At 63.1% G+C, this 17,086-nt stretch carries 17 protein-coding genes; 8 read left to right on the forward strand and 9 right to left on the reverse strand.

Annotation, left to right across the window (positions count from 1 at the left end; all coding sequences use genetic code 11):
- Positions 1-201 precede the first annotated feature (201 nt).
- Positions 202-879 (reverse strand): tRNA1(Val) (adenine(37)-N6)-methyltransferase, encoded by a 678-nt coding sequence (locus ACR65W_RS02240; RefSeq protein WP_434500119.1) that lies wholly within the window; start codon positions 877-879, stop codon positions 202-204.
- Between the two features lie 363 nt (positions 880-1,242).
- Here ACR65W_RS02240 and ACR65W_RS02245 point away from each other — a divergent pair, with 363 nt between their 5' ends.
- Positions 1,243-2,253: a polyprenyl synthetase family protein gene (locus ACR65W_RS02245; protein WP_014892474.1), complete on the forward strand. Its 1,011-nt coding sequence runs from the start codon at positions 1,243-1,245 to the stop codon at positions 2,251-2,253.
- A 151-nt stretch (positions 2,254-2,404) separates the two neighbouring features.
- Here the strand turns inward: ACR65W_RS02245 and ACR65W_RS02250 are convergent, their stop codons facing one another.
- Positions 2,405-2,746, reverse strand: a complete 342-nt coding sequence (locus tag ACR65W_RS02250; RefSeq protein WP_434500118.1) for a PsiF family protein — start codon at positions 2,744-2,746, stop codon at positions 2,405-2,407.
- Between the two features lie 165 nt (positions 2,747-2,911).
- Entirely contained in the window at positions 2,912-3,082 is a 171-nt protein-coding gene (locus ACR65W_RS02255; protein ID WP_434500117.1) for a hypothetical protein, read from the reverse strand.
- A 168-nt stretch (positions 3,083-3,250) separates the two neighbouring features.
- Between ACR65W_RS02255 and ACR65W_RS02260 the strand changes: the two genes are divergently transcribed.
- Complete coding sequence (locus ACR65W_RS02260) at positions 3,251-5,413, forward strand: S9 family peptidase (protein ID WP_434500116.1); 2,163 nt, start codon at positions 3,251-3,253, stop codon at positions 5,411-5,413.
- Between the two features lie 64 nt (positions 5,414-5,477).
- On the opposite strand, the gene ACR65W_RS02265 is transcribed toward ACR65W_RS02260, so the two are convergent.
- Together ACR65W_RS02265 and ACR65W_RS02270 are read right to left on the reverse strand one after the other, a co-directional pair.
- Positions 5,478-5,714, reverse strand: coding sequence for a hypothetical protein (locus ACR65W_RS02265; RefSeq protein ID WP_434500114.1), 237 nt, complete (start codon positions 5,712-5,714; stop codon positions 5,478-5,480).
- 269 nt (positions 5,715-5,983) lie between these two features.
- A complete protein-coding gene (locus ACR65W_RS02270) occupies positions 5,984-6,340 on the reverse strand; it encodes a hypothetical protein (RefSeq protein WP_434500113.1) in 357 nt (118 codons plus the stop codon).
- Positions 6,341-6,603: 263 nt separating this feature from the next.
- On the opposite strand from ACR65W_RS02270, the gene ACR65W_RS02275 reads away from it, so the two are divergent.
- Entirely contained in the window at positions 6,604-7,902 is a 1,299-nt protein-coding gene (locus ACR65W_RS02275) for an O-acetylhomoserine aminocarboxypropyltransferase/cysteine synthase family protein (RefSeq protein WP_434500123.1), read from the forward strand.
- A gap of 132 nt (positions 7,903-8,034) precedes the next feature.
- Here ACR65W_RS02275 and ACR65W_RS02280 read toward each other — a convergent pair whose 3' ends face one another.
- The 3 genes from ACR65W_RS02280 to ACR65W_RS02290 form a co-directional block, all read right to left on the reverse strand.
- Entirely contained in the window at positions 8,035-9,096 is a 1,062-nt protein-coding gene (locus tag ACR65W_RS02280; protein ID WP_434500112.1) for an extracellular catalytic domain type 2 short-chain-length polyhydroxyalkanoate depolymerase, read from the reverse strand.
- Positions 9,097-9,168: 72 nt separating this feature from the next.
- Positions 9,169-9,699, reverse strand: coding sequence for a bifunctional adenosylcobinamide kinase/adenosylcobinamide-phosphate guanylyltransferase (gene cobU / locus ACR65W_RS02285; protein WP_434500111.1), 531 nt, complete (start codon positions 9,697-9,699; stop codon positions 9,169-9,171).
- Positions 9,696-10,805: a cobalt-precorrin-5B (C(1))-methyltransferase gene (locus tag ACR65W_RS02290; protein ID WP_434500110.1), complete on the reverse strand. Its 1,110-nt coding sequence runs from the start codon at positions 10,803-10,805 to the stop codon at positions 9,696-9,698. The genes cobU and ACR65W_RS02290 overlap by 4 nt, the downstream gene beginning before the upstream one ends.
- 92 nt (positions 10,806-10,897) lie before the next feature.
- On the opposite strand from ACR65W_RS02290, the gene ACR65W_RS02295 reads away from it, so the two are divergent.
- The 4 genes from ACR65W_RS02295 to ACR65W_RS02310 all read left to right on the forward strand — a co-directional run bounded on the left by ACR65W_RS02295 (position 10,898) and on the right by ACR65W_RS02310 (position 14,788).
- A complete protein-coding gene (locus tag ACR65W_RS02295) occupies positions 10,898-11,455 on the forward strand; it encodes a YbhB/YbcL family Raf kinase inhibitor-like protein (RefSeq protein WP_434500109.1) in 558 nt (185 codons plus the stop codon).
- Positions 11,452-12,414, forward strand: a complete 963-nt coding sequence (cbiB, locus tag ACR65W_RS02300) for an adenosylcobinamide-phosphate synthase CbiB (protein WP_434500108.1) — start codon at positions 11,452-11,454, stop codon at positions 12,412-12,414. Before ACR65W_RS02295 ends, cbiB begins: the two co-directional genes overlap by 4 nt.
- 154 nt (positions 12,415-12,568) lie before the next feature.
- Positions 12,569-13,870, forward strand: a complete 1,302-nt coding sequence (locus ACR65W_RS02305) for a polyhydroxyalkanoate depolymerase (protein WP_434500107.1) — start codon at positions 12,569-12,571, stop codon at positions 13,868-13,870.
- Positions 13,871-13,948: 78 nt separating this feature from the next.
- On the forward strand, positions 13,949-14,788 hold the full coding sequence (locus ACR65W_RS02310) for a class I SAM-dependent methyltransferase (protein ID WP_434502243.1): 840 nt from the start codon (positions 13,949-13,951) through the stop codon (positions 14,786-14,788).
- Between the two features lie 6 nt (positions 14,789-14,794).
- Here ACR65W_RS02310 and ACR65W_RS02315 read toward each other — a convergent pair whose 3' ends face one another.
- Positions 14,795-15,844, reverse strand: coding sequence for a WcbI family polysaccharide biosynthesis putative acetyltransferase (locus ACR65W_RS02315; protein ID WP_434500105.1), 1,050 nt, complete (start codon positions 15,842-15,844; stop codon positions 14,795-14,797).
- A 162-nt stretch (positions 15,845-16,006) separates the two neighbouring features.
- On the opposite strand from ACR65W_RS02315, the gene ACR65W_RS02320 reads away from it, so the two are divergent.
- Positions 16,007-17,071 (forward strand): GSCFA domain-containing protein, encoded by a 1,065-nt coding sequence (locus tag ACR65W_RS02320; RefSeq protein WP_434500104.1) that lies wholly within the window; start codon positions 16,007-16,009, stop codon positions 17,069-17,071.
- Positions 17,072-17,086: the final 15 nt, after the last annotated feature.

The following is a 17,086-nucleotide window of genomic DNA, read 5'->3' on the forward strand; positions in this document are numbered from 1 at the left end:
TGTTCCAATATGCGCAGGCGCGGCACATGTTCGACAAGGGCAATTACTGGGAGCCGCAGCTCTCAAGCCCGCCCGCGGCGTCGCAACGCGCGGCGTAGGACGGGGCCCCGCTTCCTCATCCTGAGGAGCGAGCGAAGCTCGCGTCTCGAAGGACGAGGAAGCTTTTAGGCGCCACTCAGCCCGTAAGGCCTTTACAGGCCATCAGACCACAATCGCCTTCAATATCGACAGCGGCGCTTTCGAGCCCTTAACGCCGGCGAGAAGAATGCGCGTCGCCGGCGCATCAGTTCGCGTGTGGATCGGCTGGATCGACACGCCCCCTATTCTGCCCTCGACGGCCGCGAGACATTCCGCGAGCGCGTCGGCGCGATGAATCATCACGAAGGTTCCGCTAGGCGCGAGCAGCGCGAGACAGGCCCGGACCCAATCGATCAGCGGCGCGCTGGCGACATGGGCGCGCGCCTTGGCGGCGTCGGGCGTGACGCGCACCTTGCCGGCGTCGTGAAACGGCGGATTGGTGAGAACGAGCGCCGCCTTTTCGTCGATCAATCCCGCGGCGCGGCGCGATTTCGCGGCGAGAATGTCGGCTTCGTAAACTGTCGCCCTTGCGCCCAGCGCATTTGCGGCGATGTTTTCACGCGCGAGCGCGCAAGACTCGGGGTCGATCTCCACAAGTCCGACGGTCGCGCCAGGCGCGCGCAGCGCCGCCATCAGTCCGACCGCGCCCGACCCGGCGCCGACGTCGAGAATGAGCCCCTGCTGATGTTGCGGCGTCGCGGCGGCGAGCAGCTCGGCCTCCGTGCCGGAGCGGTGGCCGGCGGCGCTTTGTCGCAGGCGCAGGCGCCCGTCGAGAAAGCCATCCAAACTCGCGTCTTTCATAGGAGCGTGAAATCTCACATGATGCGGTGCGGTGGGCAAGAGCGTCGCGCCCGGCCCCCTCCCCAGCCCCCCGCTTCGCGGGAGAGGGAGCAAGACTCGGAACTTCATCAATCGCGACGCTGCCTTATCAGCGCCGGCTTCGCGCTTCAACGCTGCGTTCACGCCATTCAATGCCACGCGGCGCCGCTCGTTAGCGTCCCCTCTCCCGCGAAGCGGGGGAGGGACAGGGAGGGGCTGTCCCACCCTCCCCTTCAAGGGGGGGGTGGTTGCGCTCCGCCTCCGCCGCGAGACTTGCCGCGACTTGCCGCCTCCATCCCAAAGCCGTAAGTTCCCGCGACAAAGCGCAAGGCTTAAGGGGGGTCCGTGGGTATCGTCATTCCGCTCGATGAGAAAAAGGACGCCGGCCTCGACAGCCTCCTCGAACTCATCAAGCCCGACCTGGAGCGCACCAATCAGCTGATCATTCAGCGCATGGGCTCCGACGTCACGACGATTCCCGAGGTCGCCAATCATCTCATCTCCGCCGGCGGCAAGCGTCTGCGGCCGATGCTCGTTCTCGCCACCGCCGGCATGTGCGGCTACAGGGGCGACGGGCATTTGAAATTCGCCGCGGGCATTGAATTCATGCATACGGCGACGCTGCTCCACGACGACGTCGTCGACGAAAGCGACATGCGCCGCGGCAAGATCGCCGCCCGCATGCTGTGGGGCAATCAGACCTGCGTGCTCGTCGGCGACTTCCTGCTCGGCCACGCCTTCAAGATGATGGTCGAGCCAGGCGTCATCGCGCCGCTCACCGTCGTTTCGCAGGCGGCGGCGGTGATCGCCGAAGGCGAGATTATGCAGCTCAACGCCGCGAAGGATACGACCACGACCGAGGACGCCTATATGGGCGTCATCCGCCGCAAGACGGCCGAGCTTTTCGCCGCCGCGGCCGAAGTCGGGGTGATGCTCGGCGGCAAGCCGAAGGCCGATGAAGCCGCCGCGCGCAGCTACGGCATGAATCTCGGCATCGCTTTCCAGCTCATCGACGACGCGCTCGATTACGGCGGCTCCTCGGCCAAGCTCGGCAAGAACATTGGCGACGACTTCCGCGAGGGCAAGATCACGCTCCCCGTGGTGCTCGCCTTCCGTCGCGGCAATGAGAAAGAACGCGAGTTCTGGCGGCGCACGCTGGAACAGGCCGAGATCAAGGACGGCGACGTCGAGACCGCCTGCGGTCTGATGAAGAAGCACAAGGCGCTCGACGACACGATCGAGCGCGCGACGCATTACGGCGCCATCGCACGCGACGCGATGGAGATTTTTCCGGCATCGCCCTGGAAGAGCGCGCTGCTCGAAGTCGTCGATTTCTGCATCGACCGCGTCTACTAAAGCAGGCTCCGAAAAAGTTGACAGACTTTTTCGATGAGAACCTGCTCCAACGCTTTTATTTAGAGCGATTCCTTATCGATCACATGATTCCATGTGATCGATAAGGAATCGCTCTAGCGTCGCCGGCCGCGCGAGGCGGCCGGCGGGCCTATCATCCCTTCAGACAGTCGGTCTTGAAGTGTTTGCGGTCTTTGCCGTGAAGCCCTTTGGCGTCGGCTTGCGCGCGGCAGTCTTTTTCCCTCTCCGCATGCGTCCTGGCCGGAGCGGCGCTCGCAGGCTGCGTAGCGGCGCTCGCAGGTTGCGCAGCGGCGGCAGGCGCTTCGGCGCTTGGCGCGGGCGCATCTGCAGGCGCGGCGCTCTTTGGCGCGATCTCGGCGGGCGGCGCCCAGGCGGTCGGCGCGTCAGGCGCCTTCGGCTCGGCGAGCGCGGCGGCGCCTAAGGAGAGGCTGGCGCAAATGACGCCAGCGGCGATGCTTTTCATATTGGTGAACATTTTAAATTTCTTCTTTGCTTCGAGGCGCGCCGCAACGCCGCATGTTGATCCAGATTGCGGCGCGACTCCATCACGCGCGAGCGCGCGTCCGCGTCGGCCGCACCTCTAGCTTAGGCGATTTATGACAGTTTGTCTTGATGCAGCGCAGCAGCGTGGAAATGCCGCCTATCGCCGCCACCACACGTAGATCGCGACGCCGGCGATGAAGCTCGAATAGATGATCTTCCATGCGAGCCGGCGCAGCATGGACGCGCGGCGCACGGGAAAGACATTAGGGCGGGAGATCTTTCGCTCGCCGACGGAAACCGGACTGAGCGCAGCGTGGGAGTAACGCATGAATCGCTCCTTATCCAAAAGCGGACAGGTCATTAGCGGCAAGGCTAAGGCGCGATTGATTTACAAATTGCTTCGATCCCGTCCGCCGAGAGATCGCTGCCAGAGAGATCGCTGCGCGGCGCGTCATGCGGTGATAAAAGCCTCTGACGACAATCGGCGGAGGATGCCATGGCCCGCGACACGGCGGCGAAATTATCGGATTGGCGATTCGAACTTGCAGGCGCGCCGCCGCCCGTCGCCGCGCAACGCCACACGCGCAGAGTCATCCATGGCCGCGTGCTCGATGATCCTTATGACTGGTGCGCTGCGAAAAACTGGCGCGAGGTGCTGCGCGATCCCGACGCTCTTCCCGCCGACATCGCCGAGTTGATCAAGGCGGAAAACGTTTACTGCGATCGCGTCATGGCGCCGCTCAACAATTTGCGAAAGGCGCTGGTGGCCGAAATGCGCGGCCGCATCAAGGAGGATGACAGCGAAGTTCCCGAGCCCGACGGGCCTTACGCCTATTACGAACGCTTCCTTGAGGGCGCGGAACATCCGCTCTACTGCCGGACGCCGCGGGAAGGCGGCGCCGAAACCGTGCTCCTCGACGGCGATGCGCTCGCCAAGGGCCACGACTTCTTCGACATCGGCGACGCGGCGCATGCGCCCGATCACGCGCAACTCGCCTGGAGCGTCGACGACGCGGGTTCGGAACTTTACGACATCCGCACCAGGGCGTTGAGCGATGGCCGCGACCGCGCCGACATTGTGAGCGACAGCGACGGCGCCATTGTCTGGCAGGCCAATTCAAAAGCCTACTACTATGTGCTGATCGACGAGAACCATCGCACCGCGCAGGTTTTTCGGCACGAGGTGGGCGCCGATCCCGCCGACGACGCGCTGATCATCGAGGAATTGGACAGCGCCTGGTTCGTCAGCCTGCATGAAAGCCGCTGCAGGCGTTTCGCCATTGTGTCCATCCACGGCCATGACGCGACGGAATGCTGGCTGATCGACCTTCGCGAAGACAATCCGACGCCGCGCATTGTCGCGCCGCGCGAACCGCGACTGCGCTACGACGTCGAGCCGCATGGCGACCTTCTCTACATCCGCAACAACGCCGACGGCGCCGATGATTTCCGCATTTCCGTCGCGCCGATCGCCGATCCGGGCCGCGAAAACTGGAAGGACGTCGTGCATCATCGCCACGGCGTCTTGATCGACTCCTTCACCGTTTATGCGCGCCATCTTGTCTGGCTGCTTCGGGAAAACTCCTTGCCGAAGCTCGTCATCCGCGCGCTCGCCAGCGGCGAGGAACATGCGATTCACTTCGAGGAGGACGCCTATGCGCTGTCGATTGATCCGGGGCTTGAATTCGACACCGACATATTGCGCTTCGTCTATTCGTCGATGACGACGCCAGACGAGACTTATGACTACGACATGACTGCGCGCACGCGCGTCCTGCGCAAGCGCCAGGAAATTCCCTCCGGCCACGATCCAAAGAACTATGTGACGCGGCGCCTGTTCGCGACGGCGCGCGACGGCGAAAGCGTGCCGATCACGCTCCTGCATCGCGCCGACTTCACGCCCGGCGGAGACGGCGCGCCGCTGCTGCTCTACGGCTATGGCGCCTATGGCTACGCGCTCTCGGCAAGCTTTAACGAAGACGCGCTATCGCTCGTCGATCGAGGCTTTGTCTATGCGCGCGCCCATATTCGCGGCGGAACGGACAAGGGCTGGCGCTGGTATGAAGACGGCAAGCTCGAGAAGAAGCAAAACAGCTTCTTGGACTTCATCGATTGCGCGCGGCATCTGGTTTCGGCCGGCTACACGCGCGAAGGCGGCGTCGTTGCGCAGGGAGGATCGGCGGGCGGTCTGCTGATGGGCGCTGTCGCCAACGAGGCGCCGGAGCTGTTCGCCGGCATCATCGCCAGCGTGCCTTTCGTCGACACGCTGAATACGATGCTGCGCGACGATCTTCCGCTGACGCCGCCCGAATGGCTGGAATGGGGCAACCCGATCGCCAGCGCCGAAGCCTATGATCGCCTCGCGTCCTATTCGCCTTACGACAATGTGCGCGCGCACCACTATCCGCCGATTCTCGCCGTCGCCGGCGTGACCGATCCTCGGGTCACCTATTGGGAGCCGCTCAAATGGGTCGCGAAGCTTCGCGCGACGATGAGCGGCGGCGGACCTGTGCTGCTGTTCACCCATATGGGCGCGGGCCACGCCGGCGCCTCTGGCCGTTTCGAAGCGCTTGAAGACACGGCGCTGGAATATGCCTTCGCGCTCGCCTGCGCCGCGCGCGCATTCAAAGACGACACAGATGTCCTGGCGGAATGCTGAGGCGAGCCGCTGCATTTCCCGAGAGTCGGGAAATGCAGCGAAGAAAGTCACTTAGCGAAGAAAGTCACTTGGTGGGGTGCACCCACTCCGAATCGGGGGGAATGACGGGCTTGCTCTCGGCGGCCGGCGGGCTCGTTTCGGCGGGCGCGCTGGGCGCCGCCGTTTCGGCTGGCGCTGCGCTCACCGCAGCGGGCGCTGCGCTCGCCGCAGCGGGCGCTTCGCTTTGATCTTCGGCGCGGACCGGCGCGCCGAACATTGCGCCCGCAGCGATTGCCGCCGTCAACAGCAGTAGTTTTTTCATATGGCGAATCCCCCTTTGGATTGGGCCCGAGTCGCGGGGTTGCGCTCATTTATGGCCGGGGCGGATTATAGTCGGGGAGTTCCTCGACTCAAGGAATAACGCCAAGCTTGGATTCGCATGTTTGATTCGCGTTCATGTGGAAAGGCGATCGGCGACTCTGACGACGCTGAGATCAGTCGCCCATACGTCGCCGAAGCCGCCGATCGATTCACAATACGGCGATTCCCGATCCGTGTTTTTCCTGCCGCTGATCGCAGCTCGAACTGACGCTATGAGGTTGGCCCCTTCTTACGCCTGATCTCTTCGGGCGGGGCCCATTCCTGGCCGCTCTGCGTTCCTTTCTTGCCCTCCACGGCCGGCGCGCCCGCGGAGGTTCCACTCGGGCCGGAAACGCCGGTTGGGTTGACGTCCTCCGCTTTGGGATTGTCCTTTTGCACCGATCCCGAAGGCTCAACAGGCGTGCCGGCGGCCGGCCCCGACGTCACGCCCTGCTCCTGTTGCTGCGGCGGTGACTGCTGATCTGACTGTTGTTGCGACGATTGCCCCTGCGGCTCCTCCTCGGCCAACGCCGCAGGCGCCAGAAAGGCGAGGGCAAGGCTTCCGATAATGGCGATTCTTGTCTTCATGTCGAACTCCCTGGCGGGGCGCCAACGCGCAATATTCGCCCCGCGGGTAAATGGAGGAGGGAACAAAACTAGCAATGGCAATGGCGCGCCATGTAGCGCTCGCAAACGCTTTGCCGTATTCAGCTTGCGCTTACGCCACAGCGCTCCCCGATCACATGGAGTCATGTGATGGGATTAGGAATCGCTCAAAATCAAAATGTTGGAGCCGGTTCACTTCGAAAATGTCTATCAACTTTTTCGGAACCTGCTTTAGGAGGAAAATGATGGCCGTCGACAGCAAGCACGCCGAAACGATTGCGCTCCACGCCGGCTGGCGCGCTGATGAGACCAACGGCGCCGTCGCCGTTCCGATCTATCAGACGACCTCCTATCAGTTTCACGACACCGAGCACGCCGCCAATCTTTTTGCCCTCAAAGAGCTCGGCCACATCTATACGCGCATCGGCAACCCGACGACCGGCGTATTGGAGGCCCGGCTCGCGGCGCTGGAGGGCGGCGTGGCGGCCCTGGCGCTGGCTTCGGGACAAGCGGCGTCGGCGCTCTCGATTCAGAATCTCGCGCGCGTCGGCGACAATGTCGTCTCGTCCACCGATCTTTACGGCGGCACCTGGAACCTCTTCGCCAATACGCTGAAGGATCAGGGGCTCGAGGTGCGCTTCGTCGATCCGGCGGATCCCGAGAATTTCCGCCGCGCCACCGACGCGCGCACGCGCGCCTATTACGCCGAGACTCTGCCCAATCCGAAACTCATCGTGTTTCCGATCGCCGAAGTGGCGGCGATCGGCCGGGAACTCGGCGTTCCGCTGATCATGGACAACACCGCGGCGCCAATCCTCTGCCGGCCGATCGATCATGGCGCAGCGATCGTCGTTTACTCGACCACGAAATATCTTGGCGGCCACGGCACGTCGATCGGCGGCGCCATCATCGACTCCGGGAATTTCAACTGGGAGAAATTCCCGCAGCGTCAGCCGGCGCTGAATACGCCAGATCCGAGCTATCACGGCGCCGTCTGGGTTGAGGCGGTCAAGCCGATCGGGCCGGTCGCCTACATCATCAAGGCGCGCGCGACGCTGTTGCGCGATCTCGGTCCCGCGCCTTCGCCATTCAACGCTTTTCTCACGCTGCAGGGCGTCGAGACGGTGACGCTGCGCATGGAGCGTCATGTGCAGAACGCGCAGAAGGTCGTCGACTTCTTGAGTAAGCGCAGCGAAGTGACGCGGGTCATTCATCCTTCGCAGCAGACAGGCGAGATGCGCCGGCGCGCCGACGCCTATCTGAAGGGCGGCTATGGCGCGCTGCTCGGCTTCGAGCTGAAGGGCGGTCTTGACGCCGGCCGCAGATTTATCGACGCGCTGGAAATGTTCTATCACGTCGCCAATATCGGCGACGCGCGCAGCCTCGCCATCCATCCGGCGACGACGACGCATTCGCAGCTCGCCGAGGAGGCGCAGCTCGCGAGCGGCGTCACGCCCGGTTATGTGCGCCTCTCGATCGGCATTGAACATATCGACGACATCATCGCCGATCTGGAGACGGGGCTGAACGCGGCGGGCGGCTAGCGAGAGAGATGGCTTAGGAGAGCAGCCTCCGCAAGCAGTCCTCGCGCTTCGAGACGCCGCTTCGCGGCTCCTCAGCATGAGGACTGCTTATGGAAGCTTGCGTTTCGGAGCGGCAACTGAGCGGCGCCACGATCAAGGCTTCGTCGTCAGTCGATCCACGATTGCGCGAATGGCGGCGATCTGCGGACCTTTCTTGGTGTGGTGCTCGGCGTTGTCATAGCCCCACCAGTCCCAGCAGGCGTTAGGGTTCCACACGAAATTCAACGTGTAGAACGGCCAGCCCCAGCCCCAGCGGCTAATGGTTTGCGGATACACAACGATAATGTGGTTCGTATCCGCCCAACGATTGTAGCCGGCGTTCTTATAGAATGCGTCGCCGATTTGGGCGGCCTGCTGTTTGCAGCCATGCAGCGCGACATGCACGCGGCACGTCTCCAAGGCGCAGGCATGCGGCACATAGGCGTAGCCGACATCGCTTAAACTGTGATTGTAGGGATTGCCGTCGGGCAGAAATTCCTTCTGATCGAACTCGACATATTTTCCCGAAGGCTGCGCGCTCGGCGGATTGAGCGGACCGTAAATCTGTTCGAGCAAGGCTTTCGCGGCGTCAAAATCGCAATCGACGATGAACGGAGCCTTGGTCGCGGCGCAGTCCTTGTCTCCGTAATCCTCAGTCACCATGGCGTGGCCCGCGCCGATATCGTTTCGATAGACGATGCGATCCGGCGGCACATAAAACGCGTAATAGTCGCGCGCCGCATCCATCACGACGGAAAGCACCACACCGTCCTTGCGGCCGGAAAACAGCCAGACGCCCGCATCGTTCAAATTGGCGACGTCGTCTATGGCCCCGGAGCGCGCGAGCGAGTCGGTGATGTCCTTGAGATGCGCCGGATCCGGGACAGGATGCGCGGCGTCCGGCTTCATGCAATTGCCGGTCGCGCGATTAGAGCTCTGCTCCGCGCAGTCGTAGGGCACGCCGGCGATGATCCCCGCGCCTTTGACAACGCCGGAATGCGCCACATGGAATTGCAAGGCCATCGCCGCGCCCGATGAAAGCCCTGACACGGAAGTCTCGGACAGATTTGCGCCGTAAGCCGGCAGGCGCTCGGCGCCCGACGCGGCTTCGATCGCAAATAGGGCCGCGATGGCGACAGCGACAAGGATTTTTGATTTGAGCAAACTGTTGCACATGAACTTTCTCCTTCAAATTACGCGCCCCAATTCATTATGCGCCCAAGACTCAATCTGCGCAGAACCCAAAAATCAGACGCCCCGATGACCCTTCACGATCAGCGGATTGCCCGCGACGACAAGCGCGACCATTCCCGCAATCCGTGAGACAGCCTGATGCAATTCGCCGGCCGCATCCCGAAAAGAACGCGCCAGCGCGTTGTCCGGCACGATCGATAAGCCAACCTCGGACGAAACGGCGACGGTCGGCGCCGAGCGGAACGACAACGCATGAACAAGCGCGGCGCGATCGCGCGAAAGATCGGCGCCGCCGAGCAGCCGATTGCTCAGCCAGAGCGTGAGACAGTCGATCAGCAGCGGTCCATCGACTGGCGCCTCGCGAATCGCTTCGACGAGCGCATGCGCCGCTTCGACCGTGCGCCATTCCGCGCCGCGTCTTGCGCGATGCGCGTCGACGCGCGCGCGCATTTCCTCATCGAGAATGTCCGCCGTCGCAATATAGGTCCAGGGCGACGGATGCGTGACGATGAGACTTTCCGCATAAGCGCTTTTGCCGGAGCGCGCGCCGCCGAGCACAAGGGTGAGATACGGATTTTCGCTCATGTCTGGGCTCTTTGGAGCGGCGTGCGGGCGAGCAGAGCCCCTTCGCGATCGAATATGATGATCTCCAATTCGCTCTCCGCCGTATCGAGCGCCCGCGCGGCGGTTCTCCATGCATCGCGCGCGATCGGCGCTGGAAGATCGACCCCGGCGCTCCGCGCGACCTGCAAGGCTTCGAGCGCGCTATTGGCGTTGGCGATGAGCGCCGCAATCTCTTCGCCTGCGCCCACCTCTCGCGCGGTTTGGGCAAGCCGCGCAAAATCAACGCTCGAGCGCCCCGAATGAAGATCGAGCCGTCCTTGCGCGAGCTTGGTCATTTTGGCGAAGCCGCCGCCGATCGTCACGCGCGCGACGCAATGCGTGCGAAGATATTTCAACAGCCCGCCAACGAAATCGCCCATTTCGATGAGCGCCGTCTCCGGCAGATCATACAGCCGCTTCACCGCCGCCTCGGAGGTCGAGCCCGTCGTGCCGGCGACATGCGTCAGGCCGCTGGCGCGCGCGACATCGACGCCGCGATGGATGCTGTCGATCCAGGCGGCGCAGGAAAACGGCGTCACAATTCCGGTCGTGCCGAGAATGGAAAGTCCGCCAACGATGCCGAGGCGCCCATTCAGCGTATGCTTGGCCAACTCCTCGCCGCCGGGGATCGAAATTTCGATGTCGGCGTCCGCGCCGACGCCGATCTTCGCGCTCGCCTCGATGATCGTCTCAACCATCATCTTACGGGGCACCGGATTGATCGCCGGCTCGCCGGGCGCCAGCGGAAGCCCCGGACGCGTCACTACGCCGACGCCCTCGCCCGCGAAAAATCGCACGCCCGCGCCCTCAGCGCCCCGGCGCACTTGCACGCATATCAGGGCGCCGTGGGTGACGTCCGGATCGTCGCCGGCGTCCTTGACCACGCCGGCGCGGGCGAAATCCTCGCCGCGTTCGAAGGTCGCGAGCGCGAAGGCGACGCGCTTTCCCGACGGCAACGCGATCTCGACCGGATCGGGAGGCGGCGCATTCGTCATCAGCGCCTCGAAGGCGGCGCGCGCCGCCGCGGTCGCGCAGGCGCCCGTCGTCCAGCCGCGGCGCAAAGGACGCCCACTTCCCGCATCGCTCATGCGCCCTCTTTACCGCGAAGCGCGGGCGCGCGACACCGGCGCGCCGATCCGCTAAAGATGCGGCGATTTCCAGATTTGAGGAGCACGCTTACATGTTGCGCAGCGTTTCATCCTTTCTCGGCCTTATCGCGCTGGCCGCCGCCGATTCGAGCGGCGCCCACGCGTTCGAACTCACAAGCCCCGACATCGCCGAAGGCAAGACGGTCGATATGAAGCATGTCTATGATTCCATGAGCTGCACCGGTGAGAACGTCTCGCCGGAGCTCAATTGGAGCGACCCGCCTCCTGGCACCAAGAGCTTCGCCGTCGCCGTTCATGACCCGGATGCGCCGACGGGCGGCGCCGGCTTCTGGCACTGGCTCGTCGTCGATATTCCGGCCGACGTTCGGGGTCTGAAGCGGGGCGCCGGCGACGCTTCGGGGAAAAACCTGCCACCCGGCGCGCATCATTTGGAGACGGACTTCGGCGACAAGGCCTATGGCGGCCCCTGCCCGCCGCCGGGCAAGCCGCACCGCTACGTTTTCACCGTCTATGCGCTCAAGACTGAAACGCTCGGCGACGCCGCTCATGGCCGCACCGCCATCGCGGGCTTCACCATTAATCAGAATGCGCTCGCCAAGGCCTCGATCACCGCGCTTTTTGGACGGTGAATTTCGGCGTTGCGCTTCTGGCGCTCGCCATCGAGGCGGGCGCCGGCTATCCGGATGCGCTTTTTCGCAGGATCGGCCATCCGGTGACATGGATGGGCGCGCTGATCGCCGCGCTCGACCGGGGCCTTAACCGTGAGAACGATCCCGTTCCGCTGCGGCGGCTGAAAGGCGCCCTCGCTCTCGCCGCGCTTCTTGTCATCGCTGTTGGGAGCGGCGCGCTGATCGAACGCGCCGCGCTCGCGCTTCCACTCGGTTGGATCGCGCTCGCTCTAGTTGCGTCCAGCCTTCTGGCCCAGCGCAGCCTTCATGCGCATGTCGCCGCGGTCGCCGAGGGTCTGGCGATCTCGGTCGATGACGGCCGGGCCGCGGTCTCGAAAATCGTCGGCCGCGACGTATCGGCGCTCGACGCGTCCGGCGTCGCCCGCGCCGCCATCGAGAGCCTCGCCGAAAATTTCTCCGATGGCGTCGTCGCGCCGGCGCTCTGGCTCGCGGTCTTCGGCCTGCCGGGCGCGCTGGCTTATAAGATCGTCAACACCGCCGACAGCATGATCGGCCACACGTCGCCGCGCTATCTCGCCTTCGGCTGGGCTGCGGCCCGCTGCGACGATGTGATGAATGTCCTCCCCGCACGCGCGGCTGCGGGCCTGCTGGCGATCGGCGCCTTGGCGATGAGGGGCGCCTCCCCGGCCAAAGCGCTGACGGCGGCCTGGCGCGATGCGCCGCATCACGCCTCCCCCAACGCCGGCTGGCCCGAAGCCGCGGCTGCGGGGGCTCTCGGCCTAAAGCTCGGCGGGCCACGCTCCTACGGCGGTGCTGAAGCGGTGGACGGCGCGAGTCTTGGCGACGGCAGGCGCGAGGCCAATGCGGCGGATATTCGCCGCGCTTTGGCGCTCTATCGGATTTCAACCGCCACGCTCTGGTTTTCGCTTGCAGTCGGGGCCTTGACTGCGAGAATATGACAGAACTGCAAATTTTCAGGTCCGTGGCGCCACAGCTCTGCTCGCCAGATTTCTAACTTAGCCCATCTTGAATGTGTTATAAGTTTGATTGTGCAGTGCAACATGAAACCGCAGCGCGGCGGCTGCGACGGGGGTGGCGGGGAGAAGCGTAAAGATGGACCGTATGTCTTACCAGCTGTACGAAATGTTGCACTTGGCTTTCGCGCCGGCGCGGGCGGCGACGGACGCGATGTTGCACGCGATGAAGAATCCGCTCAATCCGCTGCATCATACGTCATTCGGCCGCAACGTCGCCGCCTCGGCGGAGCTGTTCGAGCGCATGACTCGCCGTTACGGGAAACCGCTATTCGGCTTGGACACGACGGTTGTCGACGGCGCCGAGGTCGAGATCGTCGAGGAGGTTGTCTGGAGCCGCCCCTTTTGCGGCCTGCTGCATTTCAAGCGGCTGTTTACTGGTCCGGCGCCCCGACAGTCGAAATTGCTGATTGTCGCGCCGATGTCCGGCCACTACGCGACGCTGCTGCGCGGCACGGTCGAGGCGTTTTTGCCAACCCACGACGTCTACGTCACGGATTGGAGCGACGCGCGCACGGTGCCGCTCGTCGACGGCTCCTTCGATCTCGACGATTACATCGATTATCTCAGCGAAATCATGCGCTTCCTCGCATTGGACGCGACCCAAACGCCCTTGCATACGCTTGGCGTCTGTCAGGCCTCAGTGCCGCTCATCTGCGCGATCGCCGCGATGGAGGCGGACAACGATCCTGACGTTCCGGAATCCATGGTGCTGATCGGCGGCCCCATCGACACAAGGGTGAATCCGACGGCCGTCAACAAGCTGGCGCAGCAGCGCGGCATGGATTGGTTCCGCAGCCATTGCATCCACACCGTGCCGTTTCCGCACGCGGGCATGGGACGCCGAGTCTATCCGGGCTTTCTGCAGCTCTCCGGCTTCATGTCGATGAATTTCGAGCGCCATATCTCGGCGCATCTCGAAATGTTCAACCATCTCGTCGAGGGGGACGGCGACTCCGCCGAAAGACACCGCGATTTTTACGACGAATATCTCGCGGTGATGGATCTGACCGCGGAATTCTATCTTCAAACCGTCGATCGCGTGTTCGTCCGCCACCAGGTGCCGCTCGGCCTGCTGCGCCACCGAGGCAATCTCATCGACCTCAAAGCGATCAGCCGCACCGCGCTCTTTGCCGTCGAGGGTGAAAAGGACGACATTTCCGGCGTCGGCCAGACCGAAGCCGCGCTGGATCTCTGCGCCAACATTCCTGCCGCCCGGAAGCGCCATTATGTGCAGAAAGGCGTCGGCCATTACGGCGTCTTCAACGGCTCGCGCTTTCGCGACGAGATCGCGCCGCGCATTCGCGCCTTCGCGACGGACATGGAGAGTCTCGACGGCGTCGGGACGGCGCGTCCTCACCTTGCATGGAGCGCGGAATAAAGGCAAACTCCGCGCCCTCGCCGCGCGATCGGAGTGGACGCTTTCGCGCGCCTGACGCAATTATCCAAGGGACATTCGATGGACGTGCAGGACGCAGCCTCGCGCGAAGCGCTGCAAAAAGAAATTGACGCCATTCATTGGTATCATGAGTTCGATTTCGGAGACGGGCTGCGCGCCCTCAGCGTGTCGCAAGCCGACGATCACCGCCGCATCTGGCGCTTCATCGAGAACGAGCTCGACAAGATCGATTTCGCCGGCAAGAGCGTGCTTGAAATCGGCTGCTGGGACGGTTTCTGGAGCTTTTACGCCGAGCGGCGGGGCGCCAAGCGCGTTGTCGCCACCGACGACGTGAGCCAAAACTGGGCGAGCGGCGCCGGGCTGCGCCTCGCCAAGAAGCTTTTAAAGTCCAACGTCGAAATCAATCAGAGCGTTTCGATCTACGAAGCCTCGAAGCTTAACGAAACCTTCGACATCATCATTTGTCTTGGCGTCTACTACCATCTCGTCGACCCCTTCGCGGGATTTGCCGAAGTGCGGCATCTCATGCACGAAGGTTCAATTGCGATTTTCGAAGGCGACGCAACGCTCGAATTGCGGCCCGACACCTATTATTGGGACATGTCGGATTCGGCCAAATCCTGCTTCGTGCCGACACAGTGGGGCCTCAACCATATGTTGAAGACGGCCTATATGGATGTGGCCGCGCAGAGCTGGATGCGCCCGCCGCCGGCGTTCAAGCTCAATGTCGATCCGGCGCATCTTATCGGCTTCACCGGCGCGCTGGACCCTTCAGGCTTCCCGCCCTTGAAACATCGCGAGCGCATTCTCACCGTGGTGACGCCCTTCAGCGGCGAAAATCCGCTGCATCCCTATAAGCCGCCGTTCAACCTGTCGAAATTCGACACACGCTGGAAATAAGCGCGCTCACAGGGTCGGCATGAGGCCCGCGACGAAATTCTCCCGCGCCAATCTCATCAGCAATCCGCTCGTGGCCTCGTCGGCGAGCCAGGCGTCAACGCGCGGATTGCTAAGCTGCGATGGATCATGTCCGCTGTAGATCTTGTAGCAGGACGCGATGTACTGCGGCAGCGTCAGGAAGTCGCCCACCGTGGTCGATATATGGTGATTCTGCAGCTTGAACATATAGCCGCCCTGCGCGCCATATCGCTTGGCGATCGGCGGATAGATCGGGAAGATCTCGCTGCGCGCGAGATCATGAATGGCGTAATAGTTGAAATTCACTGTCCGCGGCTTCAGTCCGACCGTCTCGAAAAGCTTCTTGGAAAGATCGAACAGCACAAAGCTCATCGGATGCACGGTGCTGTACATGAAGACGCCGCGGCGCGACCAGTTCATCAGCTCGGCCGAAAGATCGAGGCCATATCTGTCGCGCGTCACATCGAGCAGTTCGCGCGACGCGTCGTTCCACATGTCGAAATAGCCGAGCGCGTCAAAGACGTTCTCGTTGAAGAGCGCATTCGCCATCTCGACCGACAGGCCCTTGCGATAGGCAAAAAGCGCGATCGCCGAATGGTAGGGACCGATCGGCCCGCAAACGAAACCGTGCATGCGCGACAGATCGTGAATATAGACGAGATCGGGATGAAAGGCCGCGAAGGTGATCGCAGGAAAGATCATCGTCTTCGGCAGGCGCTTGCACAATTCCTCCGATCCGCCGCCGCGCACATGGCCGTCAAGAAAGTCGTGCGAGAAGACGTAGTCGTAGGTCTCCAGCGTCTTGGCGAAGAGTCCCATCGTCGAGCGGGCGCGGGCGATCATCGAGTAATGATCGACCGTCGCGCTCGGATCGAGCACTTTCATCGCATAGGCGACGCCGAAACTCTGGCAGTTGCCGATGATGGCGATCCGCGGCCCGGTGTTGCGCATGACGCGGCCGGTGAATTTCGCGATCCTCGGCTCGATGGCGTATTGCCGCCAGGATTTTAGAATCTGTCTGTCAACCTGCGTTAACATGCGGTCTTTCATGGATTGGCGACGGCGCGGGCGTTCTCAGCGGCGCCGCCGGGTGACAAGCGGGCGGGCGCCGTCTATGTTGCGACGCCAGAAGGCGGCTCGCGAACGACGCGGGAAAAGCTCGATCCGCGACCATCGGCCGGATCAGAAAGGAGTGCGACCATGGCGGAGAACCCCTATAGCTCCCTACCCGACCATCGCTTTTGGCGCAAGGCGGTGACGTCGCTGCCGCCCTTCGCGCTCGATCCGATCATTCGCACGCCTTTCAAGATTTCGCCGCAGGACAAGGTCGCCACAGGCGGCAGCTGCTTCGCGCAGGAGATCGCCATGCGCCTGCAGGCGAGCGGATTCCATTATTATCTCGCCGAGCAGCCGCCGGCCGGCATGTCCGCCGATGAGGCTCTGCGCCGCAACTACTCAATGTATTCCTGCCGCTACGGCAATCTCTACACGACCGCGCAGCTGCTGCAATTGATCGAACGCGCCTATGGACGCTTCACGCCGCAACTCGATCACTGGAACCGTCCGGAAGACGGCCGCTTCGTCGATCCGTTCCGGCCGCGCATCGAACCGGACGGATACGCCACTATTGACGAGATGCGCGCCGATCGCGAGCGGCATCTCGCCGCGGTCCGCCACATGTTCGAGACGATGGACGTCTTCGTTTTCACATTCGGCCACACCGAGACCTGGCGCCACAAGCCGGATGGCGCAATCCTGCAGCTCGCGCCGGGCGTCGCCGGCGGCGCCTGGGATCCGAGCCTCTACGAGTTCTACAATATGACCGTCAGCGAAGTCGTGCGCGACTTCATGGCCGCCGTCGACCGCATTCGCGAGGTCAATCCCAAGGTTCGCATCGTGCTGAGCGTGTCGCCGGTCGGCATTATCGCGACCTACGAAGACCGGCACGTCATCGAATCGAACTGCGCCGTCAAGGCGATTCTGCGCGCCGCCGCCGACGAGGTGGTCCGGGCAAGGCCGAACATCGCCTATCTCCCGTCCTATGATCTCGCCACGGTTTCTCCGAACGTGCCGATGTTCTATCGGGAGGATACGAGACGCATCAATCCCTATGGCGTCGATCGCGCCATGAGGGTGTTCTTCGACCATTTCACCGATCGCCGAAAAGAGCAGGATGCGGTGAAGGCGGTGAAAATCGACGTCGCCGCTGAAGCCGAGAGCAGCTCCCGCGTCGTCTGCGACGAGGAAGCGATCGAGTCAGCTTAAAGAATAACGGCGGCG

Origin of the sequence: Methylocystis sp. (assembly GCF_051062815.1) — a bacterium.
Classification (GTDB): Bacteria; Pseudomonadota; Alphaproteobacteria; order Rhizobiales; family Beijerinckiaceae; genus Methylocystis.

Excerpts from the sequence above, each read along its gene's own strand:
- ACR65W_RS02305 (WP_434500107.1), top strand. The coding sequence starts at position 12,569 with ATGGACCGTATGTCTTACCAGCTGTACGAAATGTTGCACTTGGCTTTC.
- cobU (WP_434500111.1), bottom strand. The coding sequence starts at position 9,699 with ATGAGCGAAAATCCGTATCTCACCCTTGTGCTCGGCGGCGCGCGCTCC.
- ACR65W_RS02320 (WP_434500104.1), top strand. The coding sequence starts at position 16,007 with ATGGCGGAGAACCCCTATAGCTCCCTACCCGACCATCGCTTTTGGCGC.
- ACR65W_RS02280 (WP_434500112.1), bottom strand. The coding sequence starts at position 9,096 with ATGTGCAACAGTTTGCTCAAATCAAAAATCCTTGTCGCTGTCGCCATC.
- ACR65W_RS02315 (WP_434500105.1), bottom strand. The coding sequence starts at position 15,844 with ATGTTAACGCAGGTTGACAGACAGATTCTAAAATCCTGGCGGCAATAC.
- ACR65W_RS02260 (WP_434500116.1), top strand. The coding sequence starts at position 3,251 with ATGGCCCGCGACACGGCGGCGAAATTATCGGATTGGCGATTCGAACTT.
- ACR65W_RS02295 (WP_434500109.1), top strand. The coding sequence starts at position 10,898 with ATGTTGCGCAGCGTTTCATCCTTTCTCGGCCTTATCGCGCTGGCCGCC.
- ACR65W_RS02255 (WP_434500117.1), bottom strand. The coding sequence starts at position 3,082 with ATGCGTTACTCCCACGCTGCGCTCAGTCCGGTTTCCGTCGGCGAGCGA.
- ACR65W_RS02270 (WP_434500113.1), bottom strand. The coding sequence starts at position 6,340 with ATGAAGACAAGAATCGCCATTATCGGAAGCCTTGCCCTCGCCTTTCTG.
- ACR65W_RS02275 (WP_434500123.1), top strand. The coding sequence starts at position 6,604 with ATGGCCGTCGACAGCAAGCACGCCGAAACGATTGCGCTCCACGCCGGC.
- ACR65W_RS02240 (WP_434500119.1), bottom strand. The coding sequence starts at position 879 with ATGAAAGACGCGAGTTTGGATGGCTTTCTCGACGGGCGCCTGCGCCTG.
- ACR65W_RS02290 (WP_434500110.1), bottom strand. The coding sequence starts at position 10,805 with ATGAGCGATGCGGGAAGTGGGCGTCCTTTGCGCCGCGGCTGGACGACG.
- ACR65W_RS02265 (WP_434500114.1), bottom strand. The coding sequence starts at position 5,714 with ATGAAAAAACTACTGCTGTTGACGGCGGCAATCGCTGCGGGCGCAATG.
- ACR65W_RS02250 (WP_434500118.1), bottom strand. The coding sequence starts at position 2,746 with ATGTTCACCAATATGAAAAGCATCGCCGCTGGCGTCATTTGCGCCAGC.
- ACR65W_RS02310 (WP_434502243.1), top strand. The coding sequence starts at position 13,949 with ATGGACGTGCAGGACGCAGCCTCGCGCGAAGCGCTGCAAAAAGAAATT.